Consider the following 22,870-nt stretch of genomic DNA (forward strand, 5'->3'; position numbering starts at 1 on the left):
CATGATGAGCGCCGCGTCAGTCGCGCGCCCGATCGAGTTTCGGCGCCAGCATGGCCTGCAGGCCGCGCGCCGCACCCTTCCACATTCGTACATAGCCGTCCAGGCCGATGCGCAGCACTTCCTTCAGCCCGCCGAGCGGCGTGTCGACGCGCTGGCCTTCGTGCCAGTCGAGCCACGCGTCCGCGCGCCCGAACGTGCATTGCACGAGCTGGCGCTCCTGTTCGAGCGTCAGTTCCTCGAAGCTCACGCCGATATGGGTCGGCGTCACGCGGGTCACGCGCACCGGGAACGGGAACGGCCGGTCGCCGCGCGTCACGCACACCGTCAGCGTGTCGCCGACGGCGACCGGGAGCCCCGGCACCGCTTCGAGGCCGAGGCCGCCGGTCGAGTAGTCGCTCGTGAAGCATGCGGCCGTCGAGCCGTCGGCGAGCAGCAGCGTGGCCGGCACGCGCATCGCGATCCGGTGCGTGACGCGCACCTGCCTGGTCTCGCGCGCAACGGCCAGCGCGGCGCCGAGCATCGCGAGGTTGTACACGGTCCAGCCGAGCGTGATCAGGATCGTCGACGCCTCGTCGCCCTGGTCGGCCACGAGCCGCCAGATGCCGGCGAGGATCGCGAGCACGTTCAGCCCGAACAGCACGAGATACGGCTTCGACGTCGACCAGTCGACGTAACCTTCGTCGATCTTGCCGCCCTTGTCGGTCACGTTGAACTTGCCGTGCTTCGGGCTGAAGAACGCGACGGTGGTCGGCAGCGCGATGTACCACGCGAGCACCGACTCGTAGACCTCGGCCCAGAACGAATGGCGGTAGCGCCCCTGCATCCGCGAGTTCGCGACGTTCGCGAGCACGAGGTACGGGATCACGTAACTCGCGAGCGCGAGCGACGACGCGTTGATGAAGTACAGGTGGAAGAACAGGTACGCGAGCGGGATCGTCAGGAACACGAGCCGCGGAATCCCGTAGAAGAAATGCAGCATCGCGTTGCCGTAGCAGATCCGTTGGATCAGGCCGAGCCCGCGCCCGAGGAACGGGTTGTCGATGCGGAAGATCTGCGCCATCCCGCGCGCCCAGCGCGTGCGCTGCTTCACGTGACCCGCGAGGCTTTCGGTCGCGAGGCCGGCCGCCTGCACGGTCGGCAGGTACGCCGACGTATAGCCGCGCCGGTGCAGCTTGAGCGCCGTGTGCGCATCCTCGGTCACGGTCTCGACCGCGACGCCGCCCACCTCTTCCAGCGCGCTGCGCTTGAGCACCGCGCACGAGCCGCAGAAGAACGTCGCGTTCCACAGGTCGTTGCCCGACTGCACCAGGCCGTAGAACAGGTTGCCCTCGTTCGGGATCTCGCGGAACGTGCCGAGGTTGCGCTCGAACGGATCGGGCGAGAAGAAATGATGCGGCGTCTGCACCAGCGCGCACTTCGGGTCGCGCAGGAACACGCCCATCGTCGTCTGCAGGAACGAGCGCGTCGGCACGTGATCGCAGTCGAAGATCGCGATGTATTCGCCGTGCGTCTTCGGCAGCGCGCGGTTGATGTTGCCAGCCTTCGCGTGGCGGTTGTCGTCGCGCGTCAGGTAGTCGATGCCGGCCTCGGCCGCGAACGCCGCGAACTCCGGGCGCCGGCCGTCGTCGAGCAGGTACACGCGCAGCTTCGCGCTCGGCCAGTCGATGCTCTGCGCGGCGAATACCGTCGGCTTCACGACCGACAGCGGCTCGTTGTAGGTCGGGATGTAGATGTCGACGGTCGGCCAGGTGTCGGGATCGTCGGGCAGCGGCACGATCGGCCGGTCGAGCGGCCAGGCCGTCTGCACGAAGCCGAGCAGCAGGATCATCCATGTATAGGCTTCCGCGCCGTACAGCAGGTAACCCGCGACGGCCTCGACGGGGCCGCGGAAATCGAGCGTCTGCGTGGTGCGCCACCACACGTAGCGCACCGTCGCGAGCAGCGCGAGCGACGCGAGCGCGAGCGTCGGCAGATGGCCCGGCAGGCGGCGCAGCGTGAGCGCCAGCACCGCGACGATCGCGAAGAACGCGAACTGCGCGCCGGGCATCAGCGGCGACATGCCGGCCGCGGCCCACAGCAGTGCGCCGGCCACCAGCAGCAGCGGCGCGAGCCAGCGGCGCCGGCCGACGCCGTTCGCGCGCGCGTCGAGCCAGCCGCCCCAGCGCACCCATGGCAGACGCTCGAGCAACGCGTTGACGCGCCGGCCGACCGCGCGCCCGGCCACGTAGACCGGCACGACGTACTTGTCGAACCAGGCGAGCGGATCGCGCGCGGGGCGGCCGTCGGCCGCGCGCGGCGCCCGCACGATCGCGCGCCACAGCCATTCGCGCGGGCTGAGCGGCTGCAGCACGCCCCACTCCTGCGCGAGCCGCAGCGACGCGACACGCACCCAGCGGCGCACGTGATCGGGCCGGCCGGGCGGCGGGGCGTGGAAGAACAGCCGCACGAGCCAGTCGACCAGCGTGCGCTGCGCGGGCAAGCCGATGCCGCGCGCGATCCAGTCGGCCGTGCGGCGTCCGAATGCGCGCAGGCGCGACGCGATGCGCGCGTTCATCGCGCCGCTCCGCGGCGAACGGCCGCGCGTGCCGCCAGCCAGGTATCGACCCAGTTCGCGACGCCGTTCAGGTCGTGCGACGCCTGCGAATACGGCGCATCGTCGAAGATCCAGCTGCCGCGCGCGAGCGCTTCGGGCACGGCCGCATCGACGTGGATGCGCTGCTCGAGCATCGACGCCGGCCCCGCGACCGCACGCAGCATCGCGAGCGCGTCGCGCTGCATGTCGCGCGCCGGATTCAGCCGGTTCACGACGATGTGCAGTTCACCACCCGCCCCGAGCGCCCCGAGCCGCGCGGCCGTCGTCGCACAGGCGGCCGGCTCGGGCGGCACGACGACGAGCGTCAGGTCCGCGCGGCGGATCGCCTGCTCGGCCTGCGTCGACGGATAACGCGCGGTGTCGATCAGCACGACGCCGTCGGCGGGCAACGCGATCTCGTCGAGCGCGCGCGACAGCCACGCCGGATCCGCCGCGAGCCGCGCATCGCATGCGGCCGCGCCGGCCGCGTCGACCTGCCCGTAAGGCACGAACAGCACGCCATCGGCGTTGCGCCACGTGTGCGCATGCCACGGCTCGGCGCCGCCGAGCACGCTCTGCGCGAGGCCGTGCTCGGCCAGCGTGTCGAGGCCGAGCGTCGCGCCCATCAGGTTCTGCGCATCGAATTCGACGGCGACGACCGGCCGGCCGCGGCGCGCCAGCAGCACCGCGAGCGCGGCCGTGAGCGTCGTGCGGCCCGCCCCCCCGGTCGTCGAAGTAATGGCGATCGTCTTCATCGGGCCGCCTCACCGTGACGTTCGTCATGCTCGCCACGCTCGCGCCCGGCGTCCGGGAGCAGCCGCCCGCGCAGCGCGACCGGCACGAGTTCGCACGGCACCGCGTCACGCCGGTCGATCCCGCGCGGCGCATGAAAACCGCGGCCGATGCCGAGATGCTGCGCGACGATCCACACGGGCACCGCGATCGCGATGCCGACGATGAATCCGATGACGAGTTCGGCGATCATGCGACCCCCTCCTTGCGCAGCGGCATCGCGCTGCGGATGGCGCTGCGCTTGCGCGCGGCGAGTATGACGGGTTCCGGTGCCGAAGCGTCGGCAGCCGCCGCGGCCGCCGGCATCGCACCGATCGCCTCGAGCGCGACGATCGTATCGATCGCGTCGATCGCACCGCTCACTTCGCTCGCGTCGGGCAACGCGTCGCCGGGCCCGGTGCGCGCGAGCGGGGCGCGACTGGCGCCCGCCGGCTGCGCGGCCCCGAACAAGTCGCTGTAGTCGGCGATCGGCGCACGCCGGTTCTCGGCCTTCAGCGCGTTGAGTTCGGTATCGATGCTGCCCTGCCCGAGACACACGACGCGGTCGGACAGCGTGTCGACCGGCACGTCGAAGATGCGCGCGAGCGCGTCCTCCGCGTCCGCCGGTTCGCACGCGAACAGGAACACGTACAGGTGCGCGGCATCGGCCGTCACGACGTCGCCCGCGCGGCGCGGGCGGCAATGCCGCAGCGCGTCGACGTGCGACACGCCGGGCAGCAGCGCGATCTTCGCGAGCGTGTGCGGCAGCGCGAGCACGGCGCCGCGATCGAGCACCGCGCGAATCCGCAGGCAGAACGCGCCGACCGGCAGATAACCGAGCACTGAATCGCCGAGCGCGGCCGCGAGCGCCGCACGATAGTCGGCCGCGACGGGCCGCGCATAAAGCTGGCCGCGCAGCGCATGCACGGCCCCCTGCAGTCGCGATACCGGCAGGTCGCGTGCGATGACGCGGCTCGCGCCGACGCTCAGCACGAGCATCTCGAACTGCTGGCGCAGCACTTCGCCGCGCTCGACGACCGCGATCTTCAGCGCACCGCCGCACTGCCGGCGCAGCGTGTGCACGTCCGCGCACAGCGCTTCGAGCTGCGCATGCGAACGGAACACGAGCACCGCGGTCGCGGCCTGGGCATGCGCACAGGCGGCAACGACGGCCGCGTTGTCCTCGACGATTTCCCAGCCCTGCGGCGCGCGGTTCGTGCCGTCGAGCACCGCGCGGCTGACGACGACGCGATCCTCGTCGCTCGCGAGCTTCATCCGGTTCGCCGGCTCGGTCGCGCCGCCGTCGATGCTCGCCGACAGCCGGCCGCCCGGCGCGAAACGCAGCGGCCGTACCTCGCCGGCCGCGAGCGTATCGCCCGCGCGCCAGAAGTCGACGATCCACAGCAGCTCGCCGTGGGTGCGCTGCAACTGCGCGACGCCCGAGCAGATACCGTGGAAACCGCTGCGCGGCGTGCGATCCGCATCGCGCACGAGCGGTGCATCGTCGGTGCGTGCCGCGTCGTCCGCGCGGGTCGCTTCGGGATCGAGCAGCAGCACGAGCGCGATCCGGCGCGTGCGGCACCAGTCGGCGAGCGCGTGCGCCTCGTCGGCCAGCGCGATCGGGTCGTCCCAGCTGAACCAGCGCTGCGCGCCCTCGACGAAATACAGCGAGCGTGCCCGAAAGCCGTAACGCTTCATCGCGCGCAGGCCGCCGGTCAGCCGCGCGAACGGGCCCGGCGCCGCGCGACGCGATGCGTCGGCCGTCGTGCCCGCGCCGGTGCCGTCACCGCCGGCCGGCTCGGCCGCGGGCGGCATCGCCAGCACGTTCAGGTTGCGCGGCCAGCCGGCCGGGTGCGCGCCGTCCGCGAAACCGCGCGCCCGCATCTGCCCGGCAACGTGCGCCGCGTCGCGCGCGAGCACGACCGTCACGTCGCGCGTGCGCGCCTGCCGCGCGCTCTCCCACACGAGCGCATCGCAGGCCGGCGTGCCGCCGGCCGCGTAGATCGCGTACAGGCCGCCGGCTTCCAGCTGTGTCCACGCGTCGGGCAAGCCGTCGATCGCGAGCCGGCTCACCGTGCCGGCGCGGCCGCCGGCCGGCCCCGCGCCCAGCAGCGCACGCAGGCGGCCCAGCAGGCCGGCGGCGCCGAGCGCGGGACGGGTGGCATCGATTTCCGTATTCACGGCGCGTTCCCCTAGTAATCCGAATAAAGCCGCACGGGTGTCGGCGTGACGAGCCAGCTGCGTTGCGCACGGGCGTCGAACGCATAGCGCAGGTACACGAGCGCCGAACTCGGCGCGTAGTCGTGCGACCGGTCGACGTGCAGCTGCGCGCCGACGCTCAGGTGCGGGTTCACGCGATACTCGACGATCCCGTTGATGCCGTACGAGAACGACACGCCGCGCGTCGAGCTGCCCGCGTACACGAACCCGGCCGCCACCTGCGCGGCCCGCTGGTCCGAGAACGTCGGGTAATACAGCGAATCCTTCTCGTAGCTGTTCGAGATCCCGCCCGTGACGGTCAGGTCCCACGACAGCGCATCGTGCCGCCCCGCCCATTCGATCGGCACGCCGAGCGACAGGTAGCGCTGCGGGCTGTAGTAACCGCCCTGCCCGTACGTGTAGTAGCGCAGGTTCTGCGCGTAGTGCCACGCGTTGCCGACGAGCCCCGTGCTGACCTTCATCGTCGCGCGTTCGTACACGGGCACCGTGAAGCCGGTGCGCAGCGTGACTTCCGCGTTGCGCTCGACGTTGCGGCCGGACAGCACGCCCGCGCCGAGTTCCGCGAACAGGTTCGTGCGGCCGACGTCGACCGACGCGCGCAGGTTCACGCCGTCGCGGCGCACGCCGCCCCAGACCGCGCCCGTCCACGGGTCGCGCATCCCCGCGTACGACAGCACGCTGCTCGTTTCCGGCCGCCGCGACGCGTTCACCGAGAAGCTGGCCGGGCCTGCGTCGAACCGGTAACGCACGCCGCCGACGAGGTAATGCACGGGAAAACCGAGCGGCGACGTGCCGAGGTCGACGCGCCATGCGTCCGACAGATAACCGGCGCCGAGCGCGACGCCCGTCGTCGACTGGTGCAGCGAACCCGGCGGATTCGCGATCGATGCGGGCGTCAGCGCGTTCTGCGCCTTGAGCGCCGCGAACGTGCCGAAGGTCTTGAGCGAATACGCATTCGGGTCGCTCGTATCGAGCGTGCCCGGGTCGAGATGCACGGTGTCGATCTGCGCGAACACGTGGCCGTCGTAGCGGACCGGCATCTGCATGTAGATCGGCACCTGCTGCGCGCGATACGAAGAGATGCCTTCGTCGCCCGACTTGTAGGCAGGCGTCCAGCCGGTCTCGATCTCGGGATTGCGCCGCTGCTCGAGATCCGCGAACGCGGCCTGCGCGGGCGTCAGGCCGTCACGACCCGGGCTCACGCCCGTCGCGCGCTCCTGCGATTGCGACAACCGGTACAGCGACGCCGCGTCGTCATAGCGGCCCTGCGCCTCGGCCACGCGCCCGGCCGCGACCGTCACGTCGGCGCGCGCCGGATACGCGGCATGCAGCCGGTCGGTCACCTGCGCGGCTTCGTCCGCGCGGCGCAGCGCGTTCAGGCGGCGCACGGCCGACAGTTGCGTGTCGACGTCGTCGTCCGGCGTGCGCGCGAGTACCGCCTGCACGCGCGCCAGCGCGGCGGCACGGTTGCCGCTGTCCTCGTCGATGCGTGCCAGCGCGAGCTGCGTATCGGCATCGTCCGGCGTGCGCGCGACGACCGGCGCGAGCGCATCGCGCGCCGCGTCGTAACGGCCTTGCGCGCGCTCGAGATCGGCCCGTTCGAGCGCATGACGCTTGTCCGCGCGGCCGGCCGGGCTCGCACGATCGAGCAGCTTGCGCGCCTGTGCGTAGTCCTGCCGTGCGATCGCCTCGTCGGTCTGCCGCAACACGAGCCGCAGCGACTGGTCCTCGATCCGCGCCGTCTGCGCGGGCGTCAGCGACGGTTCCCGGCGCAGCGTGTCGAGCCACGCGGCAAGCGCGTCGTCGCGCCCCGCGCTGCCGAGCAGGTCGCCATAGCGCAGCCGCACGTCCGTATCGGCTTCACGCGGGTGCGCGGCGATCCAGTCGTGCAGCGGTGCGAGGCCGCGATCCGGTTCGCCCGCGTCGATCCACTGCGCGCCGATCGCGGCGAGCATGTCGGGATCGTCCGGCGCGCTCGCCTGGGCCTGCGCGAGCGACGCGGCGAACGCCGTGCGGTCGCCGCGCGCGAGCGCATCGCGTGCGTCGGCCAGCGCGCGTTGCGCATCGAGCTTGCGCGCGAGCGCGCGCATTCCGTCCGTACGATGCGCGTCGTCGACCGGCGCGAGCGCGGCCTGCGCGCCCGCCGCGTCGTCGACGGAGTTGCGATACAGCGCGGTCGCGTAGCGCATCTCGGGCGTCGCGCCTTGCGCGAGCCCGTCGTCCATCACCGTGCGGCCGAGCTGCGGCAGTCCCATGTCGCGATAAAGGCGCGCGAGCGCGAAGCGCGTCCACGGCGCGTCGGGCGCCGCGCGCACGGCCGCCTCGTAGCGCTGCGCAGCGGGCCCGCGTTCGCCCTTGTCCGCCAGCACGCGCGCCTGGTCCGCGAGCAGGTCGGCACGCAGGCCGTCGAGCGCGTGCCGGTCGTCGCGGCCCGTCACGCGGCCTTGCAGCGCGTCGAGCAGCGGGCCGATCCGGTCCGCGCGGCTGGTGTTCTGATACAGCGTGGCCGTGTCGCGCACGGCCGCGACGCTCGGCGAACGCGCGGCCAGCAGTTCGCGCAGCAACGGCTCCGCGCGCGCCCAGTCGCGCTGCGCGAGCAACGCATCGGCAAGCTGCAGCTTCGCGTCCGGACTGTCCGGCTGCATCGCGAGTGCCGCACGCGCCGCGCGCTCCGCGTCCTGCGGACGTCCCGTGGCGGCCGCCGCGCGGCCTTGCGCGAGCAGCCCCCAGAACTGCGCGGTGCGCGCGAGGCCCTGCCATTTGCCACGCTGGTCGGTCGCGAGCGTCGCGGCGCGCGTGAACAGCGCGCGCGCCTCGTCGTGCCGCCCTTCGCGCAGGCGCAACAGGCCGAGCCCGCCGACCGCGTCGGCGTCGTCCGCGCGTGCGCGCGCGGCGCGCGTCAGCAGCGGATCGGCGCCGGCCAGGTCGCCGCGCGAGAGCGCCTGCAGGCCGCGCTGCTGCGCGATGTAGTCGGGATCGCGCTCGAGCCGGCGCTGCGCGTCGCGCTGGCGATCCAATGCCGCCGCGCGATCGACGAATTCGGTGTCGTCCGGCACGAGCACGAGATACGCATGCAGCGCATCGAGATACGCGGGATCGCTGCCGGCCGACTGCAGCACGCGCCGCCACTGCGCCATCGCCTCCGTATGGTCGGCGTCGGCGCGCTTCGCGAGCGCCCACGCGAGCCGGTTCGCCTCCGGCCGCGTGTCGGCACGCTGGTTCAGGAGCCGCACGAGCGCCATCGCCGCGCTCGTATCCTGCGGATCGGCCGCGACCGCGCGGCGCAGCGCGGCGATCGCCGGCTCGCGTCCGCCCGGCGCATTCGACACGATCTGGTAGTACTCGGCGCCGAGCGCACCGTCCGGCGCACCGTTCGGAAACAGCGCGACGATCCGCCGTGCCGCCTCGTCGGCACGGCCGCTGCGCGCGAGCAGGCGAATCTGCGCCATCTCGCCGCGCCCGCTCGTCGCGACGCGATATTCGTCGGCGACCCGCCGCGTGGCAGGCGCATTCGGCGACTGTGCCTGCAGGCGCGCGAGCGAGGCCTGCGCGCCTTTCGCATCGCCGAGCCGCAACAGCACGCGAACCTGTTCGGCCAGCAGCTCGGGATCGCCCGGCGCGATCAGCAGCCCCTTGCGCAGCGCGTCGCGCGCAAGGTCGTCGCGATGCTTGACGCCCCACATCCGCGCAGTGTCGAGCTGGCGCTGCGCATCGGCGGACGCGGCCGCCGCCGGCGTCGCGGAGGATGCCATCGTCGTGCCCGGCGCGGTGCCCGGCGCCGCCGCGCACACCGACGACGCGAGCCACGCGAATCCCGCGACGTGCGGCGCGGCGCGCTTCAGCGGGCGGCGCACGAGCGGCCTCCCCAGCGGGCGTCGAGGGTGCCGTCCGCGCCGAACCGGTAGCGCCCGTCGCGCCAGCCGAGCCCGAACAGCGTCAGCACGCTCGTGTAGTAACCGGGCGCCGACTGGCGCGCGAGCGTATCGACACGCGCCGCCTGCGCATCGGCGAGCGCACGCTGGCCGCGCGCGTCGAGGAACGGCACCGCGGCCGCCGAAAACCCGCCGTTGCCGTCGTTCGGCCCCGCGACGCCCGTCGTCGTGTCGACCTTCTCCGGCGGCGCGCCATGCGCGGCGATGTAGTCGGCGAACGGCGCAAAGCGTGCGAGCAACGGCGCGGCGAGCGGATCGGCGCGGTCGAGCATGCCGGCCCACAGATACACGCGGATCGCGTTGTACGCGCTCTCCGCATGCGTGTCGCGATCGGGCCCGAAACCCGTGCCCGCGCGATACAACGCCCAGTCGGGCGAAAAGCCCTTCGGTGCCGTGTCGAGCAGCACGCGGCCGGTACTGGCGGCGAGCGCGGCCCAGCGCCGGTCGTCGGGCAGGCGCGCGCCGAGCGCGCGGATCACCTGCGGCGGCGAATAGCTCGGGTTCACGCGCCACTGGCCGTCGGCCAGCTTGAACCCCGTCGGCCCCGGCAGCAGCGTGAGGCCGAGGCCCGGCACGGTCGCGGTCTCGTCGTCGAGCACGCGCTTCGCGAGCAGCGCGCCGCGCGCCGTGTAGCTGCGCTCGTGCCACAGCCGCCCGGCCTCCACGAGTGCATACGCGATCCACAGGTCGGCGTCCGACGCCGCGTTCGCGTCGAGCACGCGCCACGCGCCGTCGGGCGCACGGCCCCACAGCCACGCCGGCAGGCGCGCGCTCAGGTCGCCCTGCGCGAGATTGTTCTCGGTCCATGCGAGGATCGTGTCGAACATGCGCCGGTCGTTCGCGACCAGCGCGAAGAAGAGTCCATACGCCTGCCCCTCCGACACCGTGCGTGAATCGGCCGAGCCGACGTCGATCACGCGGCCGTCGGCCGAGATGAAATCGCGCTTGAACGCGTCCCAGCGCGGCCACGCGGCGCCGCATCCCGCGTCGGCCGCGTCAGCCGTGCCCGCGGCGTGCGCGCGCGCGGCCATGCCGGCTGCCGTGCACGTCATCGCCACCGCCAGCGCGAATGCCGCGCCGACGCGCCGCGCCGGCCGCGTTGCCCGTCGCTTCGCCATAACCCGCGCCATCCGTTACATCCCCCGTCGACGCGCGGCGATTCTCTGCAGCACGCTGAACACGCCGAGCGCGAGCAACAGCCCCGCGACCACGCCGACCGCGCCGAGCACGACCGGATGCCGCGCCGCTTCCGTCCACACGCGCGCATACCACGGCACGAAGCCGACCACGTAAGGCTCGCCGACGCGCAGGCTGTCGACCTGCCCCGGGCGCACCAGCGCGAGGTCGCCCTGCAGCTGCGACACGAGCCCGGCGTTCTCGAACACGTCGAGCAGATCGCCGAGGCGCGGCTGGTCGGTCGCCGTCAGCGCGACCACGCTGCGCCCCCGGCTGCCCGGCAGCTCGAACCCGGCAAGCGCCGCGAGCGAGCCGGTCTGCTCGATGTGCGCGCCGCCTTCGGCCAGGCCGACGCCGTTGCGCCAGCGCTCCTTCACCGAGAACGCGATGCGCGCGGTGCCTTCGCCGCCCGCGCCGCCCCGCTCGCCGATCACGAGCGGCAGCGCCGAGCGCCAGTGCGCGAGCAGCGGCGACGCGGGCGAGCCGTCGATCACGAGCAGGTCCTTGCTGCCCGACAGCGCGGCGACGTCGCCGGGCCGCGCGACCTGCACGCGCAGGGCCGGAAACCCGGTCCATTCGCCCATGTGGCCGAGCATCGTCAGGTAGGCCTCGAGCTCCTGCGGCGACGGCCGGTCGGGCATCACGACGGCCGTCTGCGACAGGTCGGCGAAGCGCGTGAACGGGAAGCCGCTGTTCGCGAAGAACGCGAGATTCGGCAATTGCGCGTAATGGACGAAGTGCGAGAAGTCGATCGTCGAATCGGGATCGATCGCCGCGCGCTGCGGCTCGGTCGCCGTGCTCGAGCACAGGCCCGTCTTCTGCGAGTCGAGCGTGAAGCGGAACTGCAGCTGGTTGCCGCTGCCGACCCGGAACGCCGGGATGTCGACGTCGCTCGTCACGCGCCCTTCGGGCACCGACAGCAGCGGCAGCTGCATGCGGCCGTGCGCGTCCTCGGCATGGGACGGCCCGAGCCGGTACGACTTCACGAGCTGCTCGTTGATCTCGACGGCGAGCGTCGAGTTGTCCTGCACGGGCGGCGCCGTGTAGCGGTAGCGCAGCGTGATCGGCACGCCCGCGCCGTTCCACGAATGCAGATCGGCCGGCACGCGCAGGTTCAGGCGGATGGCGTCGGGCGTCGTGCCGCGCACTTCCAGCTGGCGCGTATCGGATACCAGCTCGCGGAACGCGATCGGCCGGTTCACGGGCAACCAGCGCGGCGCGTCGTACGGCTTGCGCGGCGCGCCGGGATCGACGTGTGCGACCGTCGCCGCCGGCCCCGACAGCGCCGCGCGGCCCAGCACGAGCGTCGCGACCGCGTCGTCGACCTCGGCCGCCGTGCGGCCCGTGACGACGAGCAGCTTGCGCCCCGGCGCAGCCGGGTTGTCGGCCACCGCGAGCAGCGGGCCGTTGATCGACGGCAGCGCGAGGCCGGCCGGCAGCGTCGCGGCCGTGCCGATCACCACCGCCTGGTCGTCCGCCGGCAGCCCGGACGACACCGGGAACCGCGCATGCCGGTAGTCGGCCAGCGCGCCGAACCACGACGCGAGCACACCCGCGCTGCGCAGCGTCGCCGAATCCGGCGACGCCGGCAGCACGAACGGCAGGCGCACGCGGCCGTTGTCGCGCCGGTCGAAGAACGGCGCGGGCAGCAGCGCGAGATCGTTCGGCAGGCGCACCGGCGACTCGTCGAGGATCAGCTCGCTCTTCGGGCTCACGTCGGCCCACAGCGCCGAGTTCGACGGATCCTCGCAATGGTCGAGCGTGTAGTGCGCGATCAGGCGCAGGCCGATCTGGTTGAAATCCGAGAAATAGCGCGGATCGATCGGGATTTCCTGCGTGACCGTCCGGCCCGCCTGCGCGGCGTCGAACGGAACGGTCGCGATCACCTCGCCGTTCACCGACACCTTCAGGTGCGACATCGGGAACACCAGCGACGGCGAATAAGCGTAGGTCAGGCGCAGCCGCGCGCCGGTGACCACGCGGTCGAGCCGCACGCCCGCGTTGATCGTGCGCGCGTCGTCGGCGCCGCGCAGGCGCAGCGGATCGAACGCACCGAGCGACGCGAACGGCAGATGCACCGTCGTCGCCGGCAAGCCTGCGGACGGCGCACTGGCCGCCGCGGGCGCGGCCGCGAGCACCGGCGCCGGCATCGCGCCCGAGGCCGCGGCGGCGGCCGGCACGGCCGGCATCGGCGCGGCCGACAGCGCGGCCGCGTGAAATGCGCCGACCATGGCGGCCGACAGGACGAACAGCGACACGGCCGGCTTCATGCGCCGCCCCGTTTCGTCAGGATCGTCAGGTCATCCGTTGCATCGGAACCGATGCGCGCAAAGCAGCTATGCCCGTGAGTGAACAATCCCACTGCTTCCCCTCATATCTATCCAACTGGCCTGATTCATTTATCGAAACGATGCGGCGATTTCTTTAATCGCCTGTCATCGTGCTGCGCGCGCGCCTGGCACCGGCACACGCTCATTCGTCACACTATCTCAAAAATAGGACAAAACTTACCCCGATTCGCGACGATGAAGCGAAAAAAACCTCAATCCAGTCGAAAATGCTGCGCGAGAGGGAGGAATGGTAAGAATTGCGCCGTTGTCGCCCGACGGGCCGAACGGCATACTGCCGGCGCGGTTCGGCCGGCCGGCGGCGGTCCGTTGCAGACCGCCCCAGAACGCGCCGCCGCGGAGCGGCGCGTATGCTACCGCAATCCCGTGCCGCCGGACGTGCTTTCTTTCACGGAAAACTGACTTGAATCAAATCGCCGACACCGTCACTCCGTCCCCCGACACCCTGCTGCGCATCATTGCCGCCCAGACCGAGATCGCGAAGCTCGGCCTCGACCTCGGCAGCGTGATGGCGTATGTGGCCGAGCAGGTGCCGCAGCTCACCGGCGCGAGCGCCGCCGCGGTCGAATTCGCCGAGGGTGACGACATGGTGTACCGCGCCGCGTCGGGCACCGCGGCCGGGATGCTCGGCCTGCGGCTGCGGCGCTCGGGCAGCCTGTCCGGCCTGTGCGTGCAGCAAGGCGAATTGCTCCACTGCATCGATTCGGAAACCGACCCGCGCGTCGATCGCGACGCATGCCGGCGTGTCGGCCTGCGTTCGATGCTCGTGATGCCGCTCACCCATGCCGACACGACGGTCGGCGTGCTGAAGGTGATGTCGCCGAAAGTCGACGGCTTTTCGCCAGCCGATGCCGGCACGCTGCGGCTGACGGCCGACCTGATCGCCGCCGCGATGTTCCACGCGGCGCGCAACGAGGCAAACGAACTCTACATGCGCGCGACGCACGACGCGCTCACGGGGCTGCCGAACCGCGCGCTGTTCTACGACCGCCTGCGGCAGTCGATGCACACGACGCTGCGCGCGAACGGCCGGCTCGGCATCCTCAACATCGACATGGACGGGCTGAAGCCGATCAACGACGGGTTCGGCCACCGCGCGGGCGACGCGGCGCTGCGCGAGATCGCCACGCGGATGCAGGGCGCGGTGCGGCGCTCGGACACGGTCGCGCGTATCGGCGGCGACGAATTCGCGGTGATCCTGCCGAACATCGGCAACCGCGACGACGCGCATGCGCAAAGCACGCGGCTCGCGCGGCAGGTCAGCGAACCGTTCGAATTCGAGGGGCGCCCGCTGCGGCTCGGCGTCAGCGTCGGGATCGCGCTGCTGCCCGACGACGGCACCGACATGACCGCGCTGATCGAGCATGCGGACCAGGCGATGTATGACGTGAAGCGCACGCGGTCGCAGCGGGCACGCGACGCGTGACATCGGCATCCGGCGTCGCCAATTCGATTCTGAAACCGGGCGACATGAAAGCAGATCGACACGTGCCGACAGCATTTTGTAATTTCACGGTTATCATTGCGATGCCAGCGCTAACGCGCCCGACATCATTCAGCGCGAACGGACAAAGAGCGAATTCGTGTTTTTGACGCTTGATCGGTTCGCCACTGCACGCAATGGATCATCTGCTTCCGCACTACGAAAGAGAACTTGCCCTACTGCGCCAGTCGATTGCCTCCTTCTCGGCGCGCTACCCCAAAATTGCAGTCCGCCTCGGAATCAACGGAGACCGCTCCGAAGATCCGCATATCGAGCGAATGCTGCAATCATTCGCCCTTCTTGCCGCGAATATCGACGATCGGCTCGACGACAACTACACGGAGTTTGCCGACGCCCTCCTCGGCATGCTGCATCCCCAGTATGGCCGACCGCTGCCGGCATGTACCGTTGCCCGGTTCGACGTTTCGGACATGTTCGACAAGCTCGCCGAGCCGTCATTGATTCCCCGTGGCACGGAACTCCTGAGCACGGCGGATGCCTGCCGGTTCCGTACCGTGTACGACGTCACGCTTGCGCCCATACGCATTGCGAATGCGCGCTACGCATCGGCAACCGCCGTTCCCTCCGACGTCATATTGCCGCCGCACACATCCGGCCTCCTCTCCGTCACCTTCGCGGTTACCCGGCCCGGCTTTCGTATCGAGTCCATCCCGAGTCCCTTGCGCATCCATATCGACGGCGCCGACGAAGTTGTCGCCGCGGCAATGGATGCCATGACGATGCGCACGGCAGCAGCTTTCGTCGAAGATGCCGAACGGCGCTGGACCGCACTGCGCGCTCCGCCGCTTGCGTCAGTGGGCTACGACGATACCGAGAAACTGATCGAAGAAGACGACGGACCACCGGCTTTGAGGCTGCTCGGCGAATACTTTGCGTATTCGAAGAAATTCGATTTCGTCGACGTCGATCTCGCCGCGCTCGTGCGTACTGCAGGACCCGGCCCGCAGTTGACGCTGCACCTCGCCATCCGCGACCTGCATCCGGATTCGCGAGAAGCGCAGCAATTGAAGAATCTGTCGGCGGAGCACCTGAAACTCTTCTGCACGCCGATCGTCAATCTGTTCCAGCTCACGTCCGTGCCGCTCAAGCGAGACCCGCTGACCGACACGTATCCGGTTCAATCCCAGAACACCGATGCGGCCGAAGTCACGATCTGGTCGGTCGACACGGTCCGCGCCACGGCTGGCGTACCCAGAGCGAAGACCATCCATCCGTTCACGTCGCTCATGCACGGCGGCGCCGGCGGTCTGGCCGGCCCCTATTGGGTTCTCGTCCAAGGCACGGCAGCCACACCGTCAGGAAAGATTGACGCCGCACTCAGCCTGATCGGACTCGATGGCCGCCCTGCCGTCGACACCGGGATCGAGCAGATCACGGCGAACCTGACCTGCTCGAACGGCGATCTCCCGCGCAGGATGCGAGCAAGTGCGGAGAATGGCGATCTCGTGAATGAACAAGGCGCAATGGTGTCGCGCATCGTGATGCTCGATACGCCGACCGCGGTCGCTCAATTGCCGCAACAAGGGGACGTCGTATGGCGGCTTATCGCACAACTCGCGCCACACGCGAGTGACCTGACGCGTACAGGGCTTGTGGAATTGAAACGCCTCCTCCGTCAATTCGCTCCGCGGTCCGGGAATCATATGAACCTGATCGACGGATTGACGGATCTGGGTCATCGCGTCAAGCAGCTCTGGCTGTCGAGAGAGCCGATGCCGAGCTTCGTACGGGGGCTGGAGGTGACCTTGACTGTTGATGAACAGGCGTTCGCCGCAACCTGCCTGAATGCATTCGTCGGCGTAATGGAACGCTTTTTCACAATGCATATGTCGGCAACGAACTTCGTCCAGCTTGTCGTCATGTCGGCCAACACCGGTCGGGAAATTCAACGATGCACTCCGCGACCGGGGTCGATCGCACTTGTCTGACTATCGAGGCGACCAGCCTCGGAAAACGGCTGTTTCGTGCCCCGTACCACTCAGACAAGGCTTGAAATCAAGCAACATCCGCAAGTCGCACGATGACCGTGCCGCGCAATCGGGACACCGTCGTCGGTCATCGATTCGTCGCCCTCCACGATCAGGTTCGGCTTGATTTCCGGATGCTGAGGACACGACACTTCGTCGCCTTTGCGCGCCACGAAACGGCCGTCGAAACGCATCTTCGACGAACCGGTGATGACTTTGCCGCCATGGTCGGTGTCGTCACCGACACGGATGAGGTTCATCATGAATGGGATGCCTTGTTGTATTGGTAACCTGAGCCGAGTGTGCTCAGTAACGGAAATACAGGATGCCGAGTGCGCCAGGCTCCCCTGGTTTCTTCCCCTTCTTCGTGATGGCGGGGAGATCGATGTTCTTCACGTCCTTCCAGCCGAACCCTTCAAAAATCCCTTCAGCAAGGCGGACGAAGCCCATCATCTTCCGTGCGACCCGGTAGGTAATAAATCCATAACCCAGTGCAGACACTAAAGTTCCCAACGCACAAGTTATGATTAAATTCTCAATCGGGACGCCACCCTTAAAAACGGCAAAGCATGTAATTATAAAATACGCCGTTATCATCGCCGCCGCGAAAAACACCCCACCCCACTTGAACGATGCCCGATAGTGAGCATAACGCCCCCGACTACAATGCGGATGAAGTGCAACGATCTTGTCAGAGAGTCGCCGAACACCGAATGCCTGCCACGTGTCACCCCAACGCTCGGCAACAACCTCTACCTCATCGCCTTCCGAAAACACCGACCACCAAACCCATGCTTTAACAGGCTTGCCGTCGAGTTCGAACTCGATCAGATCGGCCTCTTCGGTGGTGTCCATTGCCATGCCGCCCAACCCGACTGCAACACCGCCCAAACCGACCACGCCTGCCGCAATCGCCGTCGTGCCCATCTTGGCGCGATCAGCATCGGTAAAGAAGAAATCCTGGCTGCAACGCGACTTCCGTAGATTGCCAATGCGTCCACGGAGCAACTGCATTTGATCGGACAACATACTCATCGACCAACAATCAGTAGCGGAAATACAGCACACCCAATGCACCTGGTTCGTCTGGCTTCTTCCCCTTCTTCGTGATGGCAGGAAGATCGATATTCTTCACGTCTTTCCAGCCGAACCCCTCAAAGATCCCTTCAGCAAGACGAACGAAACCCATCATTTTTCGTGAGACTCGATATGTAACAAATGCAAACCCCATGGCTGTCATCAAGGTCCCAATTGCACCAGAGATAAGTAAATCCTCGATCTGAACCCCGCCTTTGGAAATCGCAAAACACGAAATAATAAAATACCCAACAAGCATCAATGACGCAAATGCGATCCCGCCCCATTTAAATGAAGCACGATAGTGAGCAAAGCGCCCACGACTCCAATGCGGGTGGAGCGCCACAATCTTGTCGGAAATCCTTCGGATTCCAAATGCGTGCCAGGTATCCCCCCAATATTCTGCAACAACCTCAACCTCGTCACCTTCGGCAAACACCGACCACCAAACCCATGCTTTAACGGGCTTACCATCGAGTTCGAACTCGATCAGATCGGCCTCTTCGGTGGTGTCCATTGCCATGCCGCTCAACCCGACTGCAACACAGCCCAAACCGACCACGCCTGCCGCAATCGCTGTCGCGCCCATCTTGGCACGATCAGCACCGGTAAAGAAGAAATCCTGGCTGCAACGCGACTTCCGTAGATTGCCAATGCGTCCACGGAGCAACTGCATTTGATCGGACAACATACTCATCGACCAACAATCAGTAGCGGAAATACAGCACACCCAATGCACCTGGTTCGTCTGGCTTCTTCCCCTTCTTCGTGATGGCAGGAAGATCGATGTTCTTCACGTCCTTCCAGCCGAACCCTTCAAAAATCCCTTCAGCAAGGCGGACAAAGCCCATCATCTTCCGTGAAATTCGATAGGTAATAAGAGAGAAAATCGCAGCAGAACCCAAACTTCCCATCGCACAACCTATAAGCAAACTATCAATCGGAGCCCCACCTTTGAATATGGCAAAGCAAGCAATGATGAAATACGCTACCGCCAGTGCCAACGCAAGAAACATCCCGCCCCACCTAAACGATGCTCGATAGTGGGCATAACGCCCCCGACTGCAATGTGGATGAAGTGCGACAATTTTGTCTGAAATTCGACGAATACCAAAGGCGTGCCAAATATCACCCCATCGTTCAGCAACAATCTCCACCTCATCGCCCTCTGCGAACACCGACCACCACACCCACGCCTTCACCGATTTCCCCTCAATCTCAAACTCGAGCAAATCGGCCTCTTCAGTGGTATCCATCGCCATCCCACTCAACCCGACGGCAACTCCCCCCAAACCAACCAAACCTGCCGCAACTGCCGTCGCCCCCATCGCGACACGATCAGCGTCGCTAAAGAAGAAATCACGACTGCTTCGTGTTTTTTTTAGATTCTTAATACACCCGCGAAGCAAGGTTGTAGAAGATGCTCTATCTTTATTCATATTTTCAGACACCGTTATCGGATTTCAAGCCGACACTAGCAAGGGCCTTCTCAAATTCTTCGCGTTGCTTATCGATCGTCCATGGCGGGCTATCCGGGCTTTTACCGAATGCACATTTCTCGAACCATGTCTGCAGTTCATTATCGGAAAAATACGCAATCAGAAGCTGCAACACCACCAGCGCCACGGCAACCTCCCAGCCTGCAAGGAACAAAACCACACGACCAATCGCCAGAAGGCCGGCGCGCTCAGTAAGCACAATCCCGGCTTCTCCGGCTGCAACTCCAACTGCCTTCATACCAGCTTTGTTAGCGGCATCCCGTCCTATAGCCGAACCTGCAGCAATTGCTCCCGACCGAGCGGTGGCACCCGCAATGCCAGCTCCTATTTTTCCGATAAATACTACGCCACGCCCCCCAGTAATCCGAGCAACCAACGGAGCTGATGAGGTCAATGCCGTTAGGAAATTTGCAGCAGTCACGCCAAATCCAAGCGTCCCTTTAACAAAATACCCAAACATCGCAGAGTATTTTCTCTGCACTGCATTGTCATACACCTTCCCAAAATCCAGCACCATCCCAATCATCGACGACGCCGCACCAAAATACCCCGTAATCGCCTTCAGATTGGTCAACGTCCGCGCCGCATCCTTCGCCAGCCCCGTCATCACCTTCGTCGACGCCTGCAAACACGCGGACATCGACGAGAACCCTCCCGCCACCAGCATCGCGTAGTCCTCGCCCTTCTTGTCCGCTTTCGCAAGCGCACACCCGAAGCTCAGCAATTCGATCACGGCCAAGGTACCGCCGATCCGCACGCCTAGATTGACGGCCTTGCCTTCCTGCGTCAGCTTGACCGCATTCCACTTCGCACGATAGAGCTGCCCGCCTTCGTGTTCCGCGAGCGACTGCATCGTCCTCACGAACGCGTCCTGCGCCGCAATGCCCTGGCCGCGCAACGCCCGATATCCCTGCTGCAACTTCAGGCGCAAGTCAGGCTCGACCTTGACCGCCTGCCTGACGAGATCGATCGTGTCTGCCTTGCTGATGCCGACGCGCAACATCAGCGCACCGCGAATCATGAAAGTGCCCGCACAGTCCCCCAGCACGCCTAGCCCCGTCCATTTGAACAGCGCGTTTCCCATCGTGATGACGAGACCGTCACCTTGAATACTCTTCAAGTACTTTTCAGATACCGATATCGGGTTCTGATGCTCATGAACCTCGGTCATCTTCTCCCGAAAATCGACGAAGTTCTTCAGTTGCTCCAGCACCTTGCCGATCTTGTCGGCAATGTCGCTGACCGGATCCGCCTTGGTCGTCTTGTTCGCGATCGCCTGTGCCAGCAGTTCCTTGATCTCTGCCTTCGGATGCTTCTGGTTGTAGGCGAACGCACGCCACACGAGGCTGGTCGGCAATGTCGGATCCATGTTGTTGACCAGATCGTAGACGACGGCCGCGCCGCGATCTTCCGACGGCAACCCGTTGATCGCCTGAACGATGACCTTCTCGAATGCCCGACCGTCGTCCGCGTTCTCGTCGTGATAATCATGCAACGCCGCGATGAACGTGGGCGCCTTCAGCCACGCCTTCACATCGGGCGTACGCCGGGCCTGAATCGCCTTGACCGCGTCCTGAACGGACTTGAACCACGGCCGGAAATCCCCGAGCTTTCGAAGATTCAGTTTGTCCTGGTACTTCGGCCACTCGGCGTCGCCGATCGTCTTCGCTTCTTCGGGGCTGATCACGCCCGCTTCCTGAATGCGCCTGTCCGACGCCGCCTGCTGCTCCGGCGAGATGACGGCATAACTCGGAATCCCGTCCATCGCGCCGGGATTGTTCAACATGCCTTCCCAGCCCGCCCGCAACGCGGACCGCATGCGGCTCTTGAATGCAACCGCGCCGTTGCGCACGGCGACTTCCGCCGCATCGATCGACAGCATCGCGTCGATCTGCGTGCCCTGCTCCTTGACATACAAGGACAACATGCTGCCTGCGTCGTTGCGAAAATCGTTCAGTTCGTGCGCGTTGCCGATACCGTCCCACAAGGCCAGCATCATCGGCGGATGAGATTGCCCCTTGCCGGTCGAACCGATCGTGTTCATCAGCTTGACCAACGCTTCGCTCGTGGACAGCGGAGAGGCCTGACGGATATGCAACGGATACCGGGTCGACTCCCGGCCCATCAGTTTCGGATCGTAGGCGCCGGCCTTGTCGGTCAACGGCTGATCCTTCGGGTCGAGGAGCTTGGGATCCAGACCCGGCATGTACTCGACGACATCATCGATACTTTTTCGGGTTGCGACGACTGCATGCTTTTGCGAATCGTTGCCGCCGTTGATCCATTTCGACGGCTCGATCCACTGCATGCGCTGTTCGAGCAAGGCAGGATTTGCCTCGTACCGCTTGAACGTATCCTCGATCCACGCGTGTTCCGAGAACGCGATGTAGACACGGCCCGTGCATTTCTCAGGACGCTCGATCGCGATCACGTCCATCGGTACCGCGATCGCGCGCTGGGCGCATGCAGGATGCGCGGAAGGCTTGTCGGGCAGTGGCCTCGACTGCTTCCACAAGCGCCCGTCTCCCGTCACCTTGTAAACTTCCCACCGTTTGGGACCTCTCGCACTCTGGACATAGTAGAGGTACAACCACCCGTCCCGGAGCGTGCGCAACCCATAACGATGCGTCGTCAACGGAACATCCGTGACACCTTTCCCCCCAATGCCGTCCGGCAATCTTGCAGGAACGGTATTCGGCAAAACCGTATAGCGGACGGGAAGGATCGCCAGCCCGGTCTTCTGGCAATTCGCGCATTCTTGTTCAGTAGTCGCCATTTCCGTTATTCGTATCTCGTGTCAGTCGCCGACCGGCTTGACCCGGCCGAAGACAACGCCCTCTCGTCATACCACGCACCGCGTCGAATTTCGTCGATTTCGCCAGGCTGGAGGTGGCCGATCGCTGCGGTATAAAAATCGTCGGGCGAACACTGCTGCAACGCCTTCGCAACCTCGGGATGCCGGTCGAACCACGGATGCCAGTCAAGCGCATGTCCGATGAATGCAACCAGGTCGTCACGATCATGCAGCCCGTATTGCTCCGCACGCGCGGCGGCAGCAACGGCCGCATCCACTTCCGCGGGTACAGGCTGACGGCCTGCCGCCAATGCATGCAATGCGAGTGCGCGGTTAACGAGACCATGACGATGCACGCCCGGCCATTGCGCCTTCGCGAGCGAAAACGCCCGACTCGATTCCGCGCCCCGGCTATACGCGCGCGGCTTCGCACATGCATCAAGCGCATGCCAGACCTTGGCCGGCCCCAGCAGGTCCTGCTGCTGCCGTTCGGTCACCACTGGCCAGATCAGGCCCAGCGCACGCGTGTCGTAAAAACGCAGCGCACATAGGCGCCCTCGCTCGTCGTACTGCAGCACCTGCGTCGACCAGTGCTCGGCGACTTTGTCAGGCGACGCAGAACTTGCCAACCATCCGCCGATCCGCTGCCCGAGGCCCTGTGCCATCGACGCAGGACGCCTGTCTTCGACCGCGAGTCGCACGCTTTCTTTCAGAAGCGCGGTGCCTGCCGGCGAAGACAGATCCAGTTCAACGAGGTAGGGCTGGTGTTCATCCGGATAGGCGTCGTGCGCGATCGTCACGACCGTGCGCGTCAACTCGCTGAACACCGAGCCTTCCTCGCTCGGCAAATCGCGCTGGGCCGGGTCGACGACCAGCAGGCAGTGCATGTCCGGCTGCTTGTCGAAATAAGCATGCAACACACTCACCGTCGTATCGATTGCCGCTTCTTCGCTCGACAAATCGACGCCTTCCTGACGCGCTGCGTCGCGGTTGTTCGGATGACTCATGAC

The 22,870-nt window shown here is 66.9% G+C and carries 15 protein-coding genes; 2 read left to right on the forward strand and 13 right to left on the reverse strand.

The features are described 5' to 3' along the window. Positions 1-16: 16 nt before the first annotated feature. The 7 genes from bcsA to bcsB are packed head-to-tail and all read right to left on the reverse strand — an operon-like array spanning position 17 to position 12,941. Positions 17-2,554, reverse strand: a complete 2,538-nt coding sequence (gene bcsA / locus VK92_RS08765) for a UDP-forming cellulose synthase catalytic subunit (protein WP_048025918.1) — start codon at positions 2,552-2,554, stop codon at positions 17-19. Beyond that, on the reverse strand, positions 2,551-3,327 hold the full coding sequence (bcsQ, locus tag VK92_RS08770; protein WP_021164403.1) for a cellulose biosynthesis protein BcsQ: 777 nt from the start codon (positions 3,325-3,327) through the stop codon (positions 2,551-2,553). The genes bcsA and bcsQ overlap by 4 nt, the downstream gene beginning before the upstream one ends. Continuing rightward, a complete protein-coding gene (locus VK92_RS08775; RefSeq protein ID WP_027787777.1) occupies positions 3,324-3,557 on the reverse strand; it encodes a hypothetical protein in 234 nt (77 codons plus the stop codon). Before VK92_RS08775 ends, bcsQ begins: the two co-directional genes overlap by 4 nt. Next, on the reverse strand, positions 3,554-5,524 hold the full coding sequence (bcsE, locus tag VK92_RS08780; protein ID WP_048025917.1) for a cellulose biosynthesis protein BcsE: 1,971 nt from the start codon (positions 5,522-5,524) through the stop codon (positions 3,554-3,556). Before bcsE ends, VK92_RS08775 begins: the two co-directional genes overlap by 4 nt. Before the next feature lie 11 nt (positions 5,525-5,535). After that, the gene (locus tag VK92_RS08785) at positions 5,536-9,417 is read right to left on the reverse strand and encodes a cellulose synthase subunit BcsC-related outer membrane protein (protein WP_048025916.1); all 3,882 of its coding nucleotides are present in this window, start codon (positions 9,415-9,417) and stop codon (positions 5,536-5,538) included. Next, a complete protein-coding gene (gene bcsZ, locus VK92_RS08790; protein WP_048025915.1) occupies positions 9,402-10,625 on the reverse strand; it encodes a cellulose synthase complex periplasmic endoglucanase BcsZ in 1,224 nt (407 codons plus the stop codon). Before bcsZ ends, VK92_RS08785 begins: the two co-directional genes overlap by 16 nt. Before the next feature lie 3 nt (positions 10,626-10,628). Then, entirely contained in the window at positions 10,629-12,941 is a 2,313-nt protein-coding gene (bcsB, locus tag VK92_RS08795) for a cellulose biosynthesis cyclic di-GMP-binding regulatory protein BcsB (protein WP_048025914.1), read from the reverse strand. A 481-nt stretch (positions 12,942-13,422) separates the two neighbouring features. Between bcsB and VK92_RS08800 the strand changes: the two genes are divergently transcribed. Both VK92_RS08800 and tssF read left to right on the forward strand, forming a co-directional pair. After that, positions 13,423-14,445: a diguanylate cyclase domain-containing protein gene (locus VK92_RS08800; RefSeq protein ID WP_419761819.1), complete on the forward strand. Its 1,023-nt coding sequence runs from the start codon at positions 13,423-13,425 to the stop codon at positions 14,443-14,445. Between the two features lie 194 nt (positions 14,446-14,639). Next, the gene (gene tssF, locus VK92_RS08805; RefSeq protein WP_048025912.1) at positions 14,640-16,451 is read left to right on the forward strand and encodes a type VI secretion system baseplate subunit TssF; all 1,812 of its coding nucleotides are present in this window, start codon (positions 14,640-14,642) and stop codon (positions 16,449-16,451) included. Positions 16,452-16,501: 50 nt separating this feature from the next. Here the strand turns inward: tssF and VK92_RS08810 are convergent, their stop codons facing one another. From VK92_RS08810 to VK92_RS08835, 6 genes are read right to left on the reverse strand one after another with little or no spacing between them, the layout of a single operon-like run. Then, positions 16,502-16,753 (reverse strand): PAAR domain-containing protein, encoded by a 252-nt coding sequence (locus VK92_RS08810; protein ID WP_048025910.1) that lies wholly within the window; start codon positions 16,751-16,753, stop codon positions 16,502-16,504. A gap of 43 nt (positions 16,754-16,796) precedes the next feature. Beyond that, positions 16,797-17,525, reverse strand: coding sequence for a putative type VI secretion system effector (locus VK92_RS08815; protein WP_048025909.1), 729 nt, complete (start codon positions 17,523-17,525; stop codon positions 16,797-16,799). Between the two features lie 10 nt (positions 17,526-17,535). Beyond that, positions 17,536-18,264: a putative type VI secretion system effector gene (locus VK92_RS08820; protein WP_048025908.1), complete on the reverse strand. Its 729-nt coding sequence runs from the start codon at positions 18,262-18,264 to the stop codon at positions 17,536-17,538. Between the two features lie 10 nt (positions 18,265-18,274). Beyond that, positions 18,275-19,006: a putative type VI secretion system effector gene (locus VK92_RS08825; RefSeq protein ID WP_048025907.1), complete on the reverse strand. Its 732-nt coding sequence runs from the start codon at positions 19,004-19,006 to the stop codon at positions 18,275-18,277. Between the two features lie 4 nt (positions 19,007-19,010). Continuing rightward, positions 19,011-21,842, reverse strand: a complete 2,832-nt coding sequence (locus VK92_RS08830; RefSeq protein ID WP_048025906.1) for a T6SS effector BTH_I2691 family protein — start codon at positions 21,840-21,842, stop codon at positions 19,011-19,013. Positions 21,843-21,847: 5 nt separating this feature from the next. Next, on the reverse strand, positions 21,848-22,867 hold the full coding sequence (locus tag VK92_RS08835; protein WP_082160919.1) for a DUF4123 domain-containing protein: 1,020 nt from the start codon (positions 22,865-22,867) through the stop codon (positions 21,848-21,850). Positions 22,868-22,870: the final 3 nt, after the last annotated feature.

The organism is Burkholderia sp. LK4, assembly GCF_001043615.1.
GTDB lineage: Bacteria > Pseudomonadota > Gammaproteobacteria > Burkholderiales > Burkholderiaceae > Burkholderia > Burkholderia cepacia.

Coding starts and splice junctions, on each gene's coding strand:
- tssF (WP_048025912.1), top strand. CDS start 14,640: ATGGATCATCTGCTTCCGCACTACGAAAGAGAACTTGCCCTACTGCGC.
- bcsQ (WP_021164403.1), bottom strand. CDS start 3,327: ATGAAGACGATCGCCATTACTTCGACGACCGGGGGGGCGGGCCGCACG.
- bcsB (WP_048025914.1), bottom strand. CDS start 12,941: ATGAAGCCGGCCGTGTCGCTGTTCGTCCTGTCGGCCGCCATGGTCGGC.
- VK92_RS08810 (WP_048025910.1), bottom strand. CDS start 16,753: ATGATGAACCTCATCCGTGTCGGTGACGACACCGACCATGGCGGCAAA.
- VK92_RS08825 (WP_048025907.1), bottom strand. CDS start 19,006: ATGAATAAAGATAGAGCATCTTCTACAACCTTGCTTCGCGGGTGTATT.
- VK92_RS08830 (WP_048025906.1), bottom strand. CDS start 21,842: ATGGCGACTACTGAACAAGAATGCGCGAATTGCCAGAAGACCGGGCTG.
- VK92_RS08835 (WP_082160919.1), bottom strand. CDS start 22,867: ATGAGTCATCCGAACAACCGCGACGCAGCGCGTCAGGAAGGCGTCGAT.
- VK92_RS08815 (WP_048025909.1), bottom strand. CDS start 17,525: ATGAGTATGTTGTCCGATCAAATGCAGTTGCTCCGTGGACGCATTGGC.
- VK92_RS08775 (WP_027787777.1), bottom strand. CDS start 3,557: ATGATCGCCGAACTCGTCATCGGATTCATCGTCGGCATCGCGATCGCG.
- bcsZ (WP_048025915.1), bottom strand. CDS start 10,625: ATGGCGCGGGTTATGGCGAAGCGACGGGCAACGCGGCCGGCGCGGCGC.
- bcsA (WP_048025918.1), bottom strand. CDS start 2,554: ATGAACGCGCGCATCGCGTCGCGCCTGCGCGCATTCGGACGCCGCACG.
- VK92_RS08820 (WP_048025908.1), bottom strand. CDS start 18,264: ATGAGTATGTTGTCCGATCAAATGCAGTTGCTCCGTGGACGCATTGGC.